The organism is Streptomyces aurantiogriseus, assembly GCF_014649375.1.
Classification (GTDB): Bacteria; Actinomycetota; Actinomycetes; order Streptomycetales; family Streptomycetaceae; genus Streptomyces; species Streptomyces aurantiogriseus.
Genome location: NZ_BMSX01000002.1, coordinates 539,716 through 557,804, shown reverse-complemented (window position 1 = coordinate 557,804; position 18,089 = coordinate 539,716). Strand labels below are relative to the sequence as shown.

Below are 18,089 nucleotides of genomic sequence, written 5' to 3'. Positions count from 1 at the left end.
TGCTGGATCGCGTGGCCTACAGCAGTCCTGCCCTCGCCGAGCTGACGGGTGCCTGGCATCGCTCACTTCTTGTCGACGGCGACGGCCGGCGCGATGTCACCAGCACCGTCACCTGGGTCCAGGGGGCCACCCGTTACGCCGACCTGAGGCAGGCTGCCGACCGGCCGCACCCCCGGGGCAGTCGGAGCCTCCGCGATCTCACCTTCGGACAGCTGCTCGACCTGGCGCAGCAGGAGGGGTTCGCCGGGCAGTTGCACCATGCCGAGGGCGCCTTCCACTGGAGCCGCGGCATCGACTTCGCGCCCACCTGCGTTCCGGACGCCGGGCTGCTGACCTGGCGGGGGCCGATGCTGGTGGAGAAGGGCCTGCACGCCCCGTACATCGAGCACTGGCGCCCCGGCACGACTGCCGGGGCGCCCTGCGCCGCCGTGGAGTTGGCGGATCCGGTCCGCGGCAGCGTCGCGCTGCTGGTGCGGACGGGATCGTGGTTCGGCTACGCCCGCAGCCGCCCCGAGCCACTGCCGGCCCACGCCCCGCTGGCGGAACTGGTGGCCGGAGCCGCGCACCTCGGCCGGGCCCGGGAGATGCTCGACTGCGAGGTGTCACTCGGCCGGGTCGTGGGCCACCGCTGGACGGTGGAACGTTCGACTCTGCCGCACCGGGTGGGACGCTCGCTCGCCCCCGGTCCGGACGGATCCGCCGGTCTGCTGCTCGGCGACACCGATCCGAAAGGTGCGCCGCACGTCCGACGTTGGGAGATCACCGCGGTCGAGGGGGCCCTCGATGTCCTTTCCTCGATCTCCGGCGTCACGGGGACCTGACGGCCCGTCCGGGCGGGCCGGCCCTTCCCGCGTGCTGCGGCCATCCTGCTTCAGCCCCGGACCGGGCAGCGGCTGTGAACCAGGTCGTGGGCCCGGATGGCGAACCACAACTCCGCTATGTGGTCGGTCTGGGTGACCCCGCGGCCGGTCAACTGCTCGATCTTGCGCAGGCGGTAGCCGAGGGTCTGTTTGTGGATGTGCAGTTCGTCGGCCGCCAGCTGCCAGGACCGGTTGCGGCGCAGTGTGACCCGGAGGGTACGCAGGTATTCGGTGCCGTGCTCGGCGTCGTGCGCCATCAGCGCGCCCAGCACCCTGGACACCAGGACCTGGGCCTCGGCAGGGGTACGGGGCAGCGGCAGCGCGGTTTCGTCGCCGTACCGGACCACACGCCGGTTCTCGGCCTTGGCGGCTCCCAGTGCCCAGCGGGCCTCCTGCCGGGCTTCCGGAACGCGCCCCGCCGTACAGATCCGGTCGCTCACACCCATCGGTGCGGAGGAGCCCACCAGGATCTGCTCCAGTAGCTCCGGACGGTCCTCCAGCACGATGTGCAGGCTGTCGTCGCGACGCAGCAGCAGGTGAGGGACGCGTGGTCTGGACAGACGGCGATGGATGTCGTCGGCGATGCCGTCGGACGCGGCCTGGGTGAGGACGAGGACGGAGTCGGCCGGTGCGATGCCGCTGTCCGCCAACTGGTGCTCGGCTGCCGTCGGATCGAGCCTGCGCTCCAGCAGGTGCAGGAGCAGGTCGGCGCCACGGCGGCGGCGGCGTTCCCGGTCCGCTGCCAGCTGAGCCAGTTCCAGGGCGCCGACCGTCGCGACGTGTTGCAGCAGTCCGAGGCTGGGCGGCTGTTCCCCGGTCGGCTCGGCGACCAACGCCGTCGGCTGATCGCCGGGCACGGCGACGGCCAGCGCCGTGGCCCACCGGCCGTCGCCGTCCCGGCGGCGCAGCCTCAGCACGCCCGGCATGGCCTGGGAGTGGGCCGCGAACTCGGCGGCCAGCGCGTCAGCGAAGCGGGTCTCGGGACCTTCGTCGAACAGCGACAGGCCGGTCTCGGGATCGACCAAATACAGTCGCGCGTCCAGCTCCCGGCCGAGACGGTCGAACATCTCCGGTCCGGACAGGCCTCTGGCCATCGAGGTCCGCAGCAACGCGTACAGCCGCGCGACACTTGCGAGCTGCCGGGCTCCCTCACGCTCGTTGACATCGGCCACCGCCCGCGCGACCGCGCTGAACGGCACGCTGTAGGGCACGGACACGACCGGCAGCGACAGTTCGTCGGCGCGGTCGGTGAGGGCACGGGTCAGGGGCGGGCCCCCGGTGCCGAGACCCAGGCCGAAGGCGCTGGGGCCCGCCTCCGCGAGCCTCTCGATGAAGGAGGCCTGCCCCGGTGAATCGGAGGGCAGTCCCGTTCCGTTGGTCAGCAACAGCTCACCCGACGCGAGCCATGCCCAGGGGTTGGGCAGGTCGGACGGGTGCACCCAGCTGACCTCGCGGTCCAGCCCACGGGCACCGGCGTGCAGCGACATCTGCAGGTGCGGCATCGCGAGGAGTTCGCCCACGGTCACCGCCATCGCTTCCTCACCTCCCGCACACGGCCTGCGGTGTTCTCCGGCGCTGAACCTATTCACGCTGGTCATTCCGGTGATGAGACCGGCGTGAATTCCTTGTTACCGGCACTGAGGCGATGGCCCGTTCATACCCCGGTACGACACCAGGCGGAAGTTCTGCGTCCGGGTCGCATGGCGCGTCGGCGGGGCCGGTTCGCATGCTGTGCGCACCGAGCGAGCGAGCGGAGTGTGTGGCGATGACCCGATCCGATGCCCAGCGTGATGCGAACACGGCGGCCGGACGCATCGACTGGCCCGAGGGCTTCACCGCGGCCGCCTGCCTGACCTTCGACATGGACGCCGAAGCCGCCGTGCTCAGCACCGACATCTCGTCGGTCGACCGGATGAGCCCGATGAGTCACCAGTCGTACGGACCGCTGGTCGGGGTGCCCCGGATCCTGGACATGCTGGAACGCCACGACATCAAAGCCACGTTCTTCGTCCCCGGATACACGGCGCACCGCTACCCCGCGACCGTCCGGTCGGTGGCCGAGGCAGGTCACGAAGTGGCCCACCACAGCTACTTCCACGAGAACACCGTGGGCATGGACGCCAAGACCGAGGCCGACATGCTGGACCTGGGGATCAGGGCCCTGCGGGAGGTGGCGGGCGTCACGCCGGTGGGCTACCGGGCGCCGATGTGGGAGCTGAACTACCACACCCCGCGGCTGCTCGAGGAGCGCGGGTTCCTGTACGACTCCAGCCTCATGGACGCCGACCACCCCTACCGGCTGGCGGTGGACGAACGGCCGCAGGCCGGCAGCATCGTGCAGGTACCCGTCTCCTGGGGGCTGGACGACTGGGAGCAGTACGCGTTCCTGCCCGGGCTCATCGGCTCCGGAGTGATCGAGAGTCCCGCCAAGGCGCTGGAGATGTGGACCTGGGAGCTGGAGGCCATGCAGCGACTCGGCGCCTGCTTCGTCCTCACCTGCCACCCGTTCCTGTCCGGCCGTCCCTCGCGCGCGGAGGCACTGGAGCGGCTCATCGAGCGGATGAAGGCCCTGCCCGGCCTGTGGATCACCACGGTCGCCGAGGTCGCCCGCCACACCGCCTCGCTGGACCTCGCCCCGCGCACGTGTCCGCAGCCCCGGATCCCCGAACAGGCGTACTGGGTACCGCGGCGCCCCTGACGACGGGGGGCGCGTCCGCCACGTCTGTTCCGTCCGTCCACCGCAGTTCGCACTACGGGCAAGGGCGCCTGTCGTGTCTGTTCCGTACGCCCCCGGCCGCCGGCCGCCCCTTCGACAGGAATCGTCATGCCTGAGAACACCACCACCGCCCCGCCGGGCCTGCCCGTCGACGAAACCGCCACCGCCGCCGGGCAAGAACTCAAGCAGCAGTACACGCTGCGATCGGCGTTCGCTCTCTCCTTTTCCGACGTCTCGCCGATCGTCGGCCTGTACGGCGTGTTCGCCCTCGGCATCGTGACCGCCGGTCCCGCCTTCTGGTGGGCGTTCCCGGTCGTCCTCGTCGGCCAGCTGCTGGTCTCCGGCGTCTTCGGCGAGCTGGTGTCCCGCTGGCCGCTGCAAGGCAGCGTCTACCAGTGGGCACGCCATCTGATCGGCCCCCGCTACGGATGGTTCACCAACTGGGCCTACATGTGGGGACTCACCCTCGCACTGTCGGCACTGTCCTATGCGGCGTCCGGATTCCTCATCGAGGCGATCGGCATCGCCGTGAGTGGCCCGACGCAGGCACTGATCGCGCTGGGAGTGCTGCTGTTCGGCTCGGCCGCCAACATGATCGGCGGCCGGGTCCTGAAGGTACTGCTGTACGGGAGCCTCACGGCGGAGCTCGTCGCCACCCTGGGCATCGGGATCGTGCTGCTCTTCGTCCACCGTGAGCACGCTCTCTCGGCCATCCTGAGCGGCGGGGGCACCGCACACGGCGCGCAGTGGCTCTTCGGGCCGTTCCTCGCGGCGGTCGCCATGGTGGGCTGGTCGTTCGTCGGATTCGAGTCGGCCGGCTCCATCGCCGAGGAGGTCAAGGAGTCCCGGCGGGTGCTGCCCAAGGCCATGCCGCTGGCCCTGACGGCCGTCGGCCTGCTCGTCGCGTTCGCCGGCCTCGGCATCCTGCTGGCCGTGCCGGACGTGGCGGCCGTACTGAGCGGCAAGGACGCGGACCCGGTCGCGACCACCCTGCAGACGCGGCTCGGCTCCTCGACCGGCTCGGCACTGCTCATCGCCCTGGTCGTCGGGTTCACGGCCAGCCTGATGGCGGTGCAGGCGGCGGTGAGCCGGGCCATCTGGGCCGGCGCCCGTGACCGGGTCATCCCCGGCGCGCGGCTGCTGGGCACGCTGTCCGGCACCGAGCGGGTGCCCCGGAACGCGATCGCGCTGACCGTCGTCATCGCCGGATCCCTGCTCTTCATCAGCGCCTCGAAGGTCTACGCCCTGCTGCTGTCCTTCGCCAACGCCGGGTTCTACATCTCCTACGCACTGCCCGTGCTCGGTGCCGTCTGCGTCCGACTGCGCGGCACGTGGCAGCCCGGCGAGGTGTCCATGGGCCGGTGGGGCACGCCGGTGACCCTCGCCGCGGCGGTGTGGGTGACCTTCGAGTTGGTGAACATCGCCTGGCCGCGCGCCCTGAACGGAGTGTGGTACCTGGACTGGGGACTGCTGATCATGACCGGGGTGCTGGGAGTGATCGGCGTGCTGGTGAGCTGGTGGGTGTTCCGGCCGGGCCGCGGTGCGTCCCCGGCCCCCGCCCTCCGCTCGGTGGCCCTCGACGAGGGCGGAGCATGAGCGCTCCGGTCGCCCTGATCACCGGTGCCGCCGGCGGTATCGGCGCCGCGACCGCCGAGGTGCTGCGCGAGGCGGGCTGGCGGACCGCCGGGCTGGATCTGCGCCCTTCCCCCACGGATCTGCCGCTCGCCGCCGATGTGGCCGACCGCGGCGCGGTCGCGGACGCCGTCGACCGCGCGGCCGGCCGGTTCGGCCGGCTGGACCTGGTGGTGACCGCCGCCGGGTACTACGAGGACGGCATCGACGTCGGCGACATCACCACCGCCCAGTGGAACCGGATGCTGGCCGTCGCCCTGGGCGGCACGGTGAACACCTGCGCCGCCGCCCTGCCGTACCTTCTCGACGCCGGCACCGGCACCGTGGTGGTGATCTCCTCCGAGTTGGCCCTCGCGGGAAGTACCGGCGACCTGCACTACGTGGCCGCCAAGGGCGCGGTGCTCGGCTTCGCCAAGTCGCTGGCGCTGGAAGTGGCCGACGCGGGGATCCGGGTCAACATCGTCGCCCCCGGCCCCACCGACACACCCCTGCTGGCCCCGGACTCTCCGTGGCGCGATCCGGCCTACCTGGCCACGCTGCCGCTCGGGCGGCTGGTCACCCCCGCCGAGGTCGCGTGCACCGTGCTCCACCTTGCCACCGAGGGGCGCATGTACTGCGGAGACGTGCTGTCCCCGAACGCCGGGGCGGTGATCTGACATGGCATCGGCTGCACGCCCCGGACGGAGCGGCATCGCTCTGGTCACCGGAGCCGCCCAGGGCATCGGCCGGGCCTGCGCGCTGCGACTGGCCGCGGACGGTCACACCGTGGCCGTGAACGACGTCGCCGACGACGGGCGGCTGTCCGAACTGGCCGATCGCATCGGCGGGATCACCGCGCCCGCCGACATCGCCGACCCGGCCGCGGTGGCCACCCTGCTCGTCCGGCTCGAGCGGCTGGCCGGCCCGGTGGAGATCCTGGTGGCCAACGCCGCGACGATGGCGATGGGCCCGTTCCTCGACCAGGAACCCGAGGACTGGTGGCAGCAGATCGAGGTGAACCTGTCCGGGCACTTCCGGGTCGTTCAGGCCGTCCTGCCCGGCATGCGGGCCCTCGGCCACGGCCGGATCGTGGTCATCGCCTCGGAGTGGGGCGTGATCGGGCAGCGCAACGCCACCGCCTACGCCGCCTCGAAGGCCGGGCTGATCGCCCTGGCCAAGGGACTGGCCCGCGAACTGGGCCCCCAGGGGATCCTCACGAACTGCGTCGCCCCGTCCTACGTGGACACCGATCAGCTGAGGGTGGACGCCGCCGACGCCGGAGTGACGCTGGAGGAGATGCGGGCCCGCTACCGGCGGTTGATGCCCGTCGGCCGACTGGCCGAGCCCGCCGACATCGCGGCGGCCGTCGCCTTCCTGGCCTCCCCCGGCGCGGGCGCGATCACCGGCCAGATCCTCCAGCCCAACGGCGGCTCCACCCGTGCCCGTGCCTGAGCACTCCCGGAACCCGGAAGAGGAACTCCCATGCCTGACCCGTCCCATGACCCGGTACGCCCTGTGGACGGCACGACCGTTCCGCGCTTCACCGGAAGCGGAAGTTTCGCCCGGGTGCCGGAGATCGACCGAGTGAGCGACTACGACGTCGCCGTCCTCGGTGTACCGTTCGACGCCGGCACGTCCTACCGGCCCGGTGCCCGGTTCGGCCCGATGGCCGTCCGCCAGGCGTCCCGGCACCTGCGCCCGGAGTACCACGTGGAGCTGGACATCTCGCCGTTCACCGCCCTCCAGGTCGTCGACGCCGGTGACGTCCCGGTGACCCCGTTCTCGATCGACACCGCCCTCGGCCAGATCACCGACCATGCCCGGGACGTGGCGCGCGGCGGACGCAGGGTACTGGCGATCGGCGGCGACCACACGATCGCGCTGCCGATGCTGCGGGCAGCGGTGGCCGAGCACGGGCCGGTCGCCCTCGTGCACTTCGACGCGCACCTGGACACCTGGGACACCTACTTCCACGCACCGACCACCCACGGCACGGTGTTCCGCCGAGCGTTCGAAGAGGGCCTGCTCATCAAGGACCACTCCATCCATGTGGGCATTCGCGGCCCCGTCTACGACCGGGCGGACCTCGACGCGGACAACCGATTCGGCTTCCGTACCATCCGCGCCGGCGAGATCGATCTGCTCGGCACGGCCGGTGCGATCCAGGCGGTCACCGAACGGGTGGACGACCTCCCGGTCTACCTGTCCATCGACATCGATGTCCTCGACCCGGCTTTCGCACCGGGCACGGGAACCCCGGAGTCCGGCGGACTGACCAGTCGTGAACTCCTGCGGGTACTTCGTGGGTTGACCGGGTTGAACATCGTGGGCGGCGATGTGGTGGAGGTGGCTCCCGCCTACGACCACGCCGAGATCACCTCGATCACCGCCGCGACCGTGCTGTTCGACATGATCGCTCTCATGGCCTGCGGGAGTGGGCACGCGAGCTGACGGCGGCGCGGTACGGCGCGGCTCCCCAAGGGACAACGCAGTCCCGTGATCGCCGCGATGGGCAAACGTCCGGTGGCGAAAGGGTGCGGCGCCCATCGCTCCGCGGTTCGGAGGCCGGCTGGTAGCCGGTTGGCTCACCGGCATCATCGTTAACCCGCTGACCGTCCCCGGCCACTGCGACGTCGCCCTGCGCGACTTCGGACCGAACTCGCCGAGGAGGGCAGGCTCCGCGCCCGCATCGACACGACCTCCCCCCTCGCCGAGACCGCCAAGGCCCATGCCCACGGGGAGACGGGCCGCACCACGGGGAAGATCGTCCTCGTCGTGCGCCGAGTCACCGCGCCAGGAGTTCGGCGAGGCCCGAGCGCAGGCCGGCCACTACCGGCGGCCGGCCGCGCATCGGAATGACGATGACGATCCACGGCTGGAGTACCAGCGCACTTATGGGATCCCGTGCGGGTTGCGCGGTGCCGGTACGCCGTCCAGGGGCGCGGAATCGGGTGTCGTCGTCCGCGGGGAACCGGCTGTGGCTCCCGCGAACGCCTGGGCGCCGCCGACGAGCGGGACCCGGGCCGAGGTGCGGGACAGGTCCAGGGTGAGGGTCGGGGTGTCGGCGGGCGGGTCGATGAGGTTCTTGTCGGTGCCCGCGACGATCAGGGCCAGGCGGTGGCCCTCGGGGACGACGTGGTCGGTGGCCGCCAGGTCGAGGGTGAGGGTGTAGGCCTTGCCCGGGGTGAGGGGGACGCCCTTCCCCGCGTCGGCGTAGGTGCCGAGGTCGGCCCAGCCGCGGCTGAGGACCGTGAAGTCGACGTCGGCGGTCCGCGCCTCGGTCTCCTTGAAGCAGGCGCTGTCGCCGGTGGTGCTGACGCCCCAGCAGGTGCGGTCGGTGAGGGTGGTGATGCCCTCGCCGCTCGCCGCGTAGTCGCGGATGGTGTCGGGGCCGAGGTCGACCAGGACGGCGGTCAGATGAGCCGTGGGGGTCGTGGGCGTGGCGGTGACGGTGACCCTGGAGGAGCCGGACAGGCGCAGGTCACGGGTGAGGGGCCCGGTCACGAAGCCGGCCTTGTCGGGGGTCGGGCTGTCGATCCGTGCGGCCCAGTCGGTCTCGCCGAGCTGCGGGTCGTCGGTGAAGGTCTCGGTGCCGGTGCCCTTGCGCAGGCCGAGCGTGCCGACGCCCGCCTGCTCGCCGGTGGCCGGGCGCAGGGTCGTCGTCATCGTGCCCTTCGGCGGCCACACCCTGGACGTCTCCCACTGGTCGGGGTGGCGTTCGATGTCGGCCATGGGCTCGCGGTCGATGCCGTTGTCGTAGCCGAGGAGTTCGTGGTCGAACCAGCGGTGCAGGGTCTCGACCCAGGTGGCGCGACGGAAGTCGAAGGGGTCGACGTGGCCGGTCTGGGAGAGCCAGATCTTGCGCTCGACACCGTTCTTCGCCAGGGCGTCCCACCACTGGCCGACGTGCTTCATACGGACGTTGAGGTCCTGGAGGCCGTGGACGAGGAAGACGCTGGCCTTGACCTTGCTCGCGTCCTTGACGTAGTCGCGCTCGGTCCACAGGCCCGTCCGGTCGCCGGTGCGCGGGGCCTCGTCGACGAGCTTCTGCTGCACGGCGGCGCACCTGGCGCGGGCGTCGGGGCTGTTGACGCGGTTCGAGAGCCAGTCGGGGCCCGAGTCGTAGAGCGGGGCGCCCTGCTGGAAGTAGTAGTCGTACCAGGAGGAGATGGCGCTGATCGGGACGATGGTCTTCAGGCCCTTCACACCGGTGGCGGCGACGCCGTTGGCGATGGTGCCGTCCCAGCTCTTGCCGATCATGCCGGTTCTGCCGTTGGTCCAGGTCGCCCGGACGCGTTCGGTGCCGGTGCGGGTGGTGTACGCCTTCGCGCGGCCGCCCAGCCAGTCGACGACGGCCTTCGCGGAGAGGATGTCGGAGCGGCCGCCGACGTCGACGCAGCCGTCGGAACGGTTGGTGCCGGCCAGGTCGACGCCGACGAAGGCGTAGCCGCGGGGCACGAAGTAGTTGTCGTAGAACAGCGGCATCTGGACGACGTCGCCGTTCGCGTCGTACGTCTTCCGCTGGCCCTCGTTGCCGCGTCCGCAGCAGGAGTAGTAGGGGCTGGCGTCCATGATGACGGGCACCTTGCGGCCCTGCCGGTCGAGTTCGCGGGGGCGGACGATGTCGACGGCGACCCGGTCGGTCCTGCCGTCGCCGTCGCCGTCGAGGCCGGTGTCCACCCAGACGGCCTCGCGGACGGCGTTCTCGTAGGAGTACACCGGCTCGCTCTCGCGCGGGGTGGCGTGGGCTGCTGCCGGGGTGAGGAAGGCGGCCACCAGAGCGGTGATGGCGGCGGTCGCGAGCGGTCTCCAGATCGTGAAGCGCGTGCGTGTCGGCATGCGCGGGACGGTACAGCGGTCAACTCACGGGCAGAAGAGGGCGATTGTGCGTCGGCTGCGGCCGGAACACGCCCATGGGCAGGGTTCGGTCATGACGGCTGAATGGCGATCGTGTGACAGCGGTGGCGCTGGGCAGGTCCTGGGCACAGGGAGTCAATAGGCTCCGAACAGACTTCGTGCCCCTAGGACTTGGAGCTCTCGTGCACCGCAGATTCATCGCGCCGGGCGCCTTCGCCGCCGCGTCCGTCCTGCTGGCGATCCCGGCATCGGCCGCGAGCGTCTCCCCCGGCGCCCCGGGCATCGGTGACCCCTACTACCCGGCCTACGGCAACGGCGGATACGACGTCTCCCACTACGACCTGCGGCTGAAGTACCAGCCCGCCACGGACCGGCTGGAGGGTACGGCGACGCTCCTGGCGAAGACCACGCAGGACCTGTCGCGGTTCAACCTGGACTTCCTGCTCGACGTCAGCGAGGTACGGGTCAACGGCACCAAGGCGGCGTTCGCGACCTCGGGCGAGCACGAGCTGGAGATCACGCCGAAGACACCGCTGGCCAAGGGCACCGCGATCACCGTCGTGGTGCGCTACAGCGGGGTCCCGTCGTCTAAGCAGGCGTACGGCTTCACCAGCTGGCACCGCACCCCTGACGGCGGGGTCGGCGCGAACGAGCCCGAGGCGGCCTGGTGGTGGTTCCCGAGCAACGACCACCCGCTGGACAAGGCGACCTACGACGTGTCGGTCCAGGTGCCGGACGGCACCCAGGCCATCTCCAACGGCACGCTGCAGTCGACGACTTCCCGGGCCGGCTGGACCCGCTTCAACTGGCGCTCCGACAAGCCTCAGGCGACCTATCTGGCCACACTCGCGGTCGGGAGGTTCGACATCACGACCGGCACGACCGACAGCGGCATCCCGGTCGTCAACGCCTACAGCAAGGACCTGGGCGACAACGCCGGTGCGGCGCGGGCCAGCATCGAGCGGACCGGGGAGATCGCCGACTGGCTGACCGAGTACTTCGGGCCGTACCCCTACAACGCGCTCGGCGGCTATGTGCCGAACGTGACCACCGGGTACGCGCTGGAGACGCAGACGCGGCCCTTCTACAGCCCCCGGCAGTTCGCCGCCGGGTCGAACACCTCCGTGGTCGTGCACGAGCTGGCCCACCAGTGGTACGGCGACCTGGTGTCCGTCGCCGGGTGGAAGGACATCTGGATCAACGAGGGCTTCGCGCGGTACGCGCAGTGGCTGTGGTCCGAGCACGAGGGCGAGGGCACGGCGCAGGAGATCGCCGACTACGTGTACGCCTCGCGGCCGGCCGACGACCCGTTCTGGACGGTGAAGCCCGGCGATCCGGGGCCGGAGAACCAGTTCCACCTCGCGGTGTACGACCGGGGCGCGCTGACGCTGCAGGCGCTGCGGAACGAGATCGGGGACGAGGCGTTCTTCGCGATCCTCAAGGGCTGGCCGCAGAAGTACGCCCACGGCAACGCGACCGTCGCCGACTTCCGGACGTACGCGGAGGAGGTGTCCGGGAAGTCGCTGGGCGCGCTGTTCGACACCTGGCTGTTCCAGGCGTCGAAGCCGGCGGCGCCCGCGGCGCGGGAGGTGTCGATCTCGGCCCGGGCGCTGGGGACGCCGGGGGCACCCGCGCAGCCGAAGTCGTGGAAGAAGATCGCCGCGACGAACGGCGTGCACGAGCAGGAGCACGGCCATGAGCAGGCGCACGGCCACGAGCAGGCGCACGAGGAGACGCGGGCTCACACCGACTGACGCGCCGCGTTCGGACCGGCGGCCTACGGTGGGCTCATGCGCCGGTTGCGTGGGCCGGCCGGCGCAGCCGGGCCGGACGAAGGAGCCGGGCCGGACGAAGGAGCCGGACGTGCGGGACGTGGCGATCATCGAGGCTCCGTCCGTACTGGGACTGCGGCCGACCGGTGTCGAGGAGCTGCCGTCGGCGCTGCTCGGCGCCGGTCTGGCCGGGGGTCTCGGGGCGGAGCGGGCGGGCCGGGTGGAGCCGCCCGTGTACGGCCCGGAGCGGGACCGGGAGACCGGGGTCCGCAACCCGGGCGGGATCGCGGCATACGCGCTCGCCCTGGCCGACGCGGTGGGTGGTGTCCTCGACCGTGGCCGGTTTCCGGTGGTCCTGGGCGGCGACTGCAGCATCCTCCTCGGCAATCTGCTCGCCCTGCGCCGCCGCGGACGCCACGGACTGCTCTTCCTCGACGGCCACACCGACTTCTACCAGCCGTCGGCGGAACCGGCCGGTGAGGCGGCCTCCATGGAGCTCGCCCTGGCCACCGGCCGGGGCCCCGGCGTCCTGGCCGATCTGGAGGGGCGTGGCCCGCTGGTGCGGGACGAGGACGTCGTCGCCTTCGGCTTCCGGGACACGGAGGAGTCCACGGCGGCCGGGATGCAGCCCCTGCCGGCCGGTCTGCACGCGATGGACCTGGAAGCGGTGCGTGCCCTGGGCGCGGCGGAGGCGGCGGGCCGCGCGGTCGGCCTCCTCACCGGCGACGGCGGTGGCGCGCGGTACTGGGTCCACCTCGACGCCGACGTGCTCGACGACGCGGTGATGCCCGCGGTGGACTACCGCCTGCCCGGTGGGCTGAGCTGGGAGGAACTGGAGACCGTCCTGCGGACGGCACTGTCCGGTCCAGGGGCCGTCGGCCTCGACGTCACGATCTTCAACCCCCGTCTGGATCCGGACGGGGGCATCGCGGCACGCCTCACGGAATGCCTCCTGCGGGCGTTCGTGACACGAGGGTGACCGGTGCGGCTGCCGTTCCCGGTCGTCGGTCCCCGGTCACCGGTCCTGGTGGGGTGCGTCAGTCGCCGTGGTCGTACACCGTGACGGCGATGCCGCGCCTCACCAGCCGCTCGGTGATCATCGGCTCGATCCGGGACCACTTGCCGCCGGCCAGGCCGCAGCCTATGCGGGGCATGTGGACGGAGGCGTCGAGCTCGGCGGCCTTGTCGGCGAGGCGTCCCAGGGCCGTGTCGATCGCCTCGTAGCGCACCGGGACGCCCTTGCTGCCCGTTCGGATGCCGCGCTGGCCGACCATGTTGGCGACCCACACGTACGGCTCGACCTGGACGCACTGGACCGCGCCCAGCCCGAAGTCGTTGGCGGCGCGCTGCCGGTGCCAGGCCCGAAAGGCGGCCTCCGGCTCCGGCCAGCGGCGCGATATGGCCAGGACGAAGCCCTTCCCCCATCCCCCGATGTCGTTGCAGACATGGGCGATCACCTTGACGCCCTTGACCGACGGCACGGTGGCGTCACCCCGGACATATGTGATCTCCGACATGACGCCACCGTAGGCGATGCCACTGACAATCGCCCTGACCTGCTACTTCGTGAGATCGGCGAGCTCCTGCTCCGCCGCCTCGGCCACCCGGCGGCGGATCGCGAACCAGCCGGCGACCAGGGCGGCCGCGACGACGGGGACGAGGAGGAGGGTCTTGCGGCCGACTTCGGGGTCGTTCCACATCAGGCCGAGGACGGCGAGCAGGAAGGCGATCGTGACGATCTCCGTGACCGGGCTGCCGGGGAGGCGGAAGGAGGGACGGGCGAGCAGGCCCGCCCTGGCGCGGCGTACGAAGACCAGGTGGCAGACCATGATGATCACCCAGGTGCTGATGATGCCGAGGGAGGCGACGTTCAGCACGATCTCGAAGGCCTGGTCCGGCATCAGGAAGTTCAGGCCGACGCCGAGGACGCAGACCGCGCAGGTGAGGAGGATGCCGCCGTAGGGGACCTGGCTGCGGTTCATACGGGCGGTGAACCTCGGGGCCGAGCCCGCCATGGCCATGGAGCGCAGGATGCGGCCGGTGGAGTACAGGCCGGAGTTCAGGGACGACATGGCGGCGGTGAGGACGACGAGGTTCATCACGTCGCCGGCGCCGGAGACGCCGATCTTCGACAGGACGGTGACGAAGGGGCTCTCGTCGGCCGAGTAGACCGAGCCGGGCAGCAGCAGGGCGAGGAGGACGACCGAGCCGACGTAGAAGAGACCGACGCGCCACATGATCGAGTTCACCGCGCGCGGGACGACCTTCTCCGGCTCGGCGGTCTCGCCCGCGGCGACGCCGACCAGCTCCAGGGCGGCGTACGCGAAGATCACGCCCTGCATGACGAGGACCACGGGCATCAGGCCGTGCGGGAGGACACCGCCGTTGTCCGTGATCACGCTCAGACCGGGTGTCCGGCCGCCGACCTCGTGCCGGGTGGCGAGCAGGAAGATGCCGACGCACATGAAGGCGACGAGGGTGGCGACCTTGACGATCGCGAACCAGAACTCCATCTCGCCGAAGATCTTCACCGAGATCAGGTTCACGGCCAGGACCACCGCGAGGGCGATGAGCGCCAGCACCCACTGGGGGATGCTCGTGAACATGCTCCAGTAGTGCGTGTACAGCGCGATGGCGGTGATGTCGGCGATGCCGGTGGTCGACCAGTTCAGGAAGTACATCCAGCCGGCGACGTAGGCGCCCTTCTCGCCGAGGAACTCGCGCGCGTACGAGACGAAGGAGCCGGAGGAGGGGCGGTACAGGACCAGCTCGCCGAGGGCCCGCACGACGAAGAAGGCGAAGACGCCGCAGACGAGGTAGGCGAGGGCGAGCGCCGGGCCCGCGTTGTGGAGGCGTCCTCCGGCGCCCAGGAACAGGCCGGTGCCGATCGCGCCGCCGATGGCGATCATGTTGACGTGGCGGTGCTTGAGGTCCTTGCTGTAGCCGGCGTCGCCCGCGTCGGCGGGCATCGCGGTCGCCTGGGGGTGGGCGGCGACCTCGGCCGTGTGCACGGTGTCCTTGCTCACGGGTGGTTCCACTCTCTGGTGCGCCCGGGCGTGGTGCGCTCGGGTGTCCGTACGGTCACGGCCCGCGGCTCCCGGGTAGGGGCACAGACCGAGGAGGCAGCTTCCCAGAGGGCCCGCGAGCATGCGGTGGCTCATGTCACAGAGCGTTACTTCTCACAGGGCCCTCACCGCGGCCCCACGGGTTACACAGCACTGGTGTGACAGCGATACTGCTGCGTATGACGATCGAGACCGAGGAGCCGGCCCTCACGGTCGACGAACTGGCCGCCCGGGCCGGTGTCACGGTGCGGACGGTGCGCTTCTACAGCACCAGGGGACTGCTGCCCCCTCCGGTCATCGGTCCGCGCCGGGTGGGGCGCTACGGTCCGGAACACCTCGCGCGCCTCGCGCTGATCGAGGAGCTGCAGCAGCAGGGGATGACGCTGGCCGCGATCGAGCGCTATCTGGACCGGCTGCCGCCCGGTCTCGACGCGCACGACCTCGCCGTCCACCGCGCGGTGGTGGCCTCCTGGGCGCCGGACGCCGTGGAGACGGTGACCCGGGAGGAGCTGCAGCGGCGGGCGGGGCGGGCACTGAGCGAGGAGGACGTGGCACGGCTGGCGGCGATGAACGTCGTCGAGGGCCCGCAGGACGTGCCGGGCGCCGAGGGCGCCGGGGGCGGCTCCTACCGCGTCGACTGCGGTCTGCTGCCGCTCGGGGTCCGGCTGCTCGACGTACCGCTGTCGCAGGAGGTGATCCTGGCGGCGCGCACCACGCTGATCGAGCACTCGCGCGCGGCGGCGCACGAGCTGTCGCGGCTGCTGCGGGAGGCGGTCGCGGAGCGTGACACGCAGGACGTGAAGTCGCTGACCGCGCACATGCATCCGCTGGTGGTGCAGGCCCTGCTGACGACCTTCCAGCGGTCGCTGCGGGAGGAGCTGCGGCAGTGGCTGACGGAGTCGGAGGCGGAGGCGGGCGGGTCCGGCTGAGGGACTCGCCCGCCACACCGCCGCCCGCGACGCCGCCCTGTCTCGGCGAGGGCGGCGTCGCGGGCGGTGCCCTGTGGGAACGTCAGCGCCCGTCCGTGAAGGTCTCCCCCTTCTCCGCCTTCTCCACCAGCAGCGCCGGCGGGGTGAAGCGGTCGCCGTAGCGCTCGGCGAGTTCACGCGCGCGTGCCACGAATCCGGGCAGGCCACCCTCATACCCGTTGATGTACTGCAGCACGCCGCCGGTCCAGCCGGGGAAGCCGATGCCGAAGAGGGAGCCGATGTTGGCGTCGGCGACGGAGGTCAGCACGCCCTCTTCGAGGAGCTTGACGGTGTCGAGGGCCTCCGAGAAGAGCATGCGTTCCTGCATGTCCTCGAAGGGGATCTCGGCGCCCGCGCGCGTGAAGTGCTCGCGCAGGCCCGGCCACAGGCCCGTCCGCTTGCCGTCGGCGTAGTCGTAGAAGCCGGCGCCACCGCTGCGGCCGGTGCGGCCGAACTCGTCGACCATGCGGTCGATGACGGCTTCGGCGGGGTGTCCGGGCCAGGTGCCGCCCGCCTCCTCGACGGCCCGCTTCGACTCGCCCCGGATCTTGCGCGGGAGGGTGAGCGTCAGCTCGTCCATCAGGGAGAGGACCTTGGCCGGGTAGCCCGCCTGGGCCGCCGCCTGCTCGACGGACGCGGGCTCGATGCCCTCGCCGACCATGGCGACGCCCTCGTTGATGAAGTGGCCGATCACCCGGGAGGTGAAGAAGCCGCGCGAGTCGTTGACGACGATCGGCGTCTTCTTGATCTGCCGGACCAGGTCGAAGGCGCGCGCGAGCGCCTCGTCGCCGGTGCGCTCGCCCTTGATGATCTCGACGAGCGGCATCTTGTCGACGGGCGAGAAGAAGTGCAGCCCGATGAAGTCGGCCTGCCGCTCCACGCCTTCGGCGAGGACGGTGATGGGCAGGGTGGAGGTGTTCGAGCACAGCAGGGCGTCCGGCGCGACGATGTGCTGGATCTCCTGGAAGACCTTGTGCTTGAGGGAGGTGTCCTCGAACACGGCCTCGATGACGGCGTCGCAGCCTGCCAGGTCCTGCGGGTCCGCGGTGGCTGTGATCCGGGCGAGCAGCGCGTCCGCCTTCTCCTGGCTCGTACGGCCCCGGGAGACGGCCTTGGCGCACAGCTTCTCGGAGTAGCCCCTGCCCTTGACAGCGGCTTCCAGGGAGACGTCCTTGAGGACGACGTCGATGCCCGCGCGGGCGCACGAGTAGGCGATACCGGCGCCCATCATCCCGGCGCCGAGGACGGCGACCTTGCGGACCTGGCGGGGCTCGATGCCCTGGGGGCGGTTCGCGCCGGAGTTGACGGCCTGGAGGTCGAAGAAGAAGGCCTGGATCATGTTCTTCGAGGTCTGGCCGGCCGCCAGCTCCACGAAGTAGCGGGCCTCGATGACCTGTGCCGTCTCGAAGTCGACCTGGGCGCCCTCGACGGCCGCGGCGAGAATGGCGCGCGGTGCCGGGTAGGGGGCGCCGTGGGTCTGCTTGCGCAGGGTGGCGGGGAAGGCGGGCAGGTTCGCCGCGAACTTGGGGTTGGCGGGTGTGCCGCCGGGGATGCGGTAGCCGGGCCGGTCCCAGGGCTGCTGCGACTCGGGGTGGGCGTCGATGAAGGCGCGGGCCCTGTCGAGGAGTTCCTCGGGGGTGGCGGCGACCTCGTGGATCAGGCCGTTGTCCAGGGCGCGCCGCGGACTGTACTGGGTGCCCTGCAGCAGGACCTTCAGCAGTGCGTCGGCGATGCCCAGCAGGCGTACGGTGCGGACGACGCCGCCGCCTCCGGGGAGCAGGCCGAGGGTGACCTCGGGGCAGCCGATCTTCGAGCCGGGGGCGTCGAGGGCGATCCGGTGGTGGCAGGCGAGGGCGAGTTCGTACCCGCCGCCCAGGGCCGCGCCGTTGATCGCGGCGACGACCGGCTTGCCGAGGGTCTCGATGCGGCGGAGGTTGCCCTTGATCTCCAGCCCGCCCTCGAACAGCTCCTGGGCGGTCTCGGGCGTGACGCGGATCAGGTCGCGCAGGTCGCCGCCGGCGAAGAAGGTCTTCTTGGCGGAGGTGATGATGACGCCGCGGATGGTGTCCTTCTCGGCCTCCAGGCGGTCGGTGATCACCGCGAGCGACTCGCGGAACGCCTGGTTCATGGTGTTCGCGGACTGGTCGGGGTCGTCGAGGACGAGGGTGACGAGGCCGGTGCGGTCCTGTTCCCAGCGGATGGTGGTGCTCTGTGTCATGACAGGGTCTCCGTTGAAGTCT

The 18,089-nt window shown here is 71.3% G+C and carries 15 protein-coding genes; 10 read left to right on the top strand and 5 right to left on the bottom strand.

What is annotated here, in order from left to right:
* Nucleotides 1-11 precede the first annotated feature (11 nt).
* Nucleotides 12-821, top strand: a complete 810-nt coding sequence (locus IE263_RS05940) for a hypothetical protein (RefSeq protein WP_189932920.1) — start codon at nt 12-14, stop codon at nt 819-821.
* A 50-nt stretch (nt 822-871) separates the two neighbouring features.
* Here the strand turns inward: IE263_RS05940 and IE263_RS05935 are convergent, their stop codons facing one another.
* Nucleotides 872-2,392 (bottom strand): PucR family transcriptional regulator, encoded by a 1,521-nt coding sequence (locus IE263_RS05935; protein WP_189932918.1) that lies wholly within the window; start codon nt 2,390-2,392, stop codon nt 872-874.
* A 233-nt stretch (nt 2,393-2,625) separates the two neighbouring features.
* Here IE263_RS05935 and IE263_RS05930 point away from each other — a divergent pair, with 233 nt between their 5' ends.
* The 6 genes from IE263_RS05930 (at nt 2,626) to IE263_RS05905 (ending at nt 8,046) form a co-directional block, all read left to right on the top strand.
* Entirely contained in the window at nt 2,626-3,558 is a 933-nt protein-coding gene (locus IE263_RS05930; RefSeq protein ID WP_189932916.1) for a polysaccharide deacetylase family protein, read from the top strand.
* 126 nt (nt 3,559-3,684) lie between these two features.
* Nucleotides 3,685-5,172, top strand: coding sequence for an APC family permease (locus IE263_RS05925; RefSeq protein ID WP_189932915.1), 1,488 nt, complete (start codon nt 3,685-3,687; stop codon nt 5,170-5,172).
* Nucleotides 5,169-5,864 (top strand): SDR family NAD(P)-dependent oxidoreductase, encoded by a 696-nt coding sequence (locus tag IE263_RS05920; protein WP_189932913.1) that lies wholly within the window; start codon nt 5,169-5,171, stop codon nt 5,862-5,864. The genes IE263_RS05925 and IE263_RS05920 overlap by 4 nt, the downstream gene beginning before the upstream one ends.
* 1 nt (nt 5,865) lies before the next feature.
* Entirely contained in the window at nt 5,866-6,639 is a 774-nt protein-coding gene (locus IE263_RS05915; protein WP_189932911.1) for an SDR family NAD(P)-dependent oxidoreductase, read from the top strand.
* A 30-nt stretch (nt 6,640-6,669) separates the two neighbouring features.
* The gene (gene speB, locus IE263_RS05910) at nt 6,670-7,638 is read left to right on the top strand and encodes an agmatinase (RefSeq protein WP_189932909.1); all 969 of its coding nucleotides are present in this window, start codon (nt 6,670-6,672) and stop codon (nt 7,636-7,638) included.
* 174 nt (nt 7,639-7,812) lie between these two features.
* A complete protein-coding gene (locus IE263_RS05905; protein ID WP_189933205.1) occupies nt 7,813-8,046 on the top strand; it encodes a zinc-binding dehydrogenase in 234 nt (77 codons plus the stop codon).
* A 33-nt stretch (nt 8,047-8,079) separates the two neighbouring features.
* Here IE263_RS05905 and IE263_RS05900 read toward each other — a convergent pair whose 3' ends face one another.
* On the bottom strand, nt 8,080-10,026 hold the full coding sequence (locus IE263_RS05900; RefSeq protein WP_189932907.1) for a Xaa-Pro dipeptidyl-peptidase: 1,947 nt from the start codon (nt 10,024-10,026) through the stop codon (nt 8,080-8,082).
* 200 nt (nt 10,027-10,226) lie between these two features.
* On the opposite strand from IE263_RS05900, the gene IE263_RS05895 reads away from it, so the two are divergent.
* Both IE263_RS05895 and IE263_RS05890 read left to right on the top strand, forming a co-directional pair.
* On the top strand, nt 10,227-11,798 hold the full coding sequence (locus IE263_RS05895) for a M1 family metallopeptidase (protein ID WP_189932905.1): 1,572 nt from the start codon (nt 10,227-10,229) through the stop codon (nt 11,796-11,798).
* A gap of 109 nt (nt 11,799-11,907) precedes the next feature.
* Nucleotides 11,908-12,795 (top strand): arginase family protein, encoded by an 888-nt coding sequence (locus tag IE263_RS05890; RefSeq protein ID WP_229910808.1) that lies wholly within the window; start codon nt 11,908-11,910, stop codon nt 12,793-12,795.
* Nucleotides 12,796-12,853: 58 nt separating this feature from the next.
* Here the strand turns inward: IE263_RS05890 and IE263_RS05885 are convergent, their stop codons facing one another.
* Complete coding sequence (locus tag IE263_RS05885) at nt 12,854-13,333, bottom strand: macro domain-containing protein (RefSeq protein ID WP_189932901.1); 480 nt, start codon at nt 13,331-13,333, stop codon at nt 12,854-12,856.
* Between the two features lie 42 nt (nt 13,334-13,375).
* Nucleotides 13,376-14,842, bottom strand: a complete 1,467-nt coding sequence (locus IE263_RS05880) for an amino acid permease (protein ID WP_189932899.1) — start codon at nt 14,840-14,842, stop codon at nt 13,376-13,378.
* A gap of 218 nt (nt 14,843-15,060) precedes the next feature.
* Here IE263_RS05880 and IE263_RS05875 point away from each other — a divergent pair, with 218 nt between their 5' ends.
* Entirely contained in the window at nt 15,061-15,810 is a 750-nt protein-coding gene (locus IE263_RS05875) for a MerR family transcriptional regulator (protein WP_189932897.1), read from the top strand.
* Between the two features lie 82 nt (nt 15,811-15,892).
* Here the strand turns inward: IE263_RS05875 and IE263_RS05870 are convergent, their stop codons facing one another.
* Entirely contained in the window at nt 15,893-18,067 is a 2,175-nt protein-coding gene (locus tag IE263_RS05870; RefSeq protein ID WP_189932895.1) for a 3-hydroxyacyl-CoA dehydrogenase NAD-binding domain-containing protein, read from the bottom strand.
* Nucleotides 18,068-18,089: the final 22 nt, after the last annotated feature.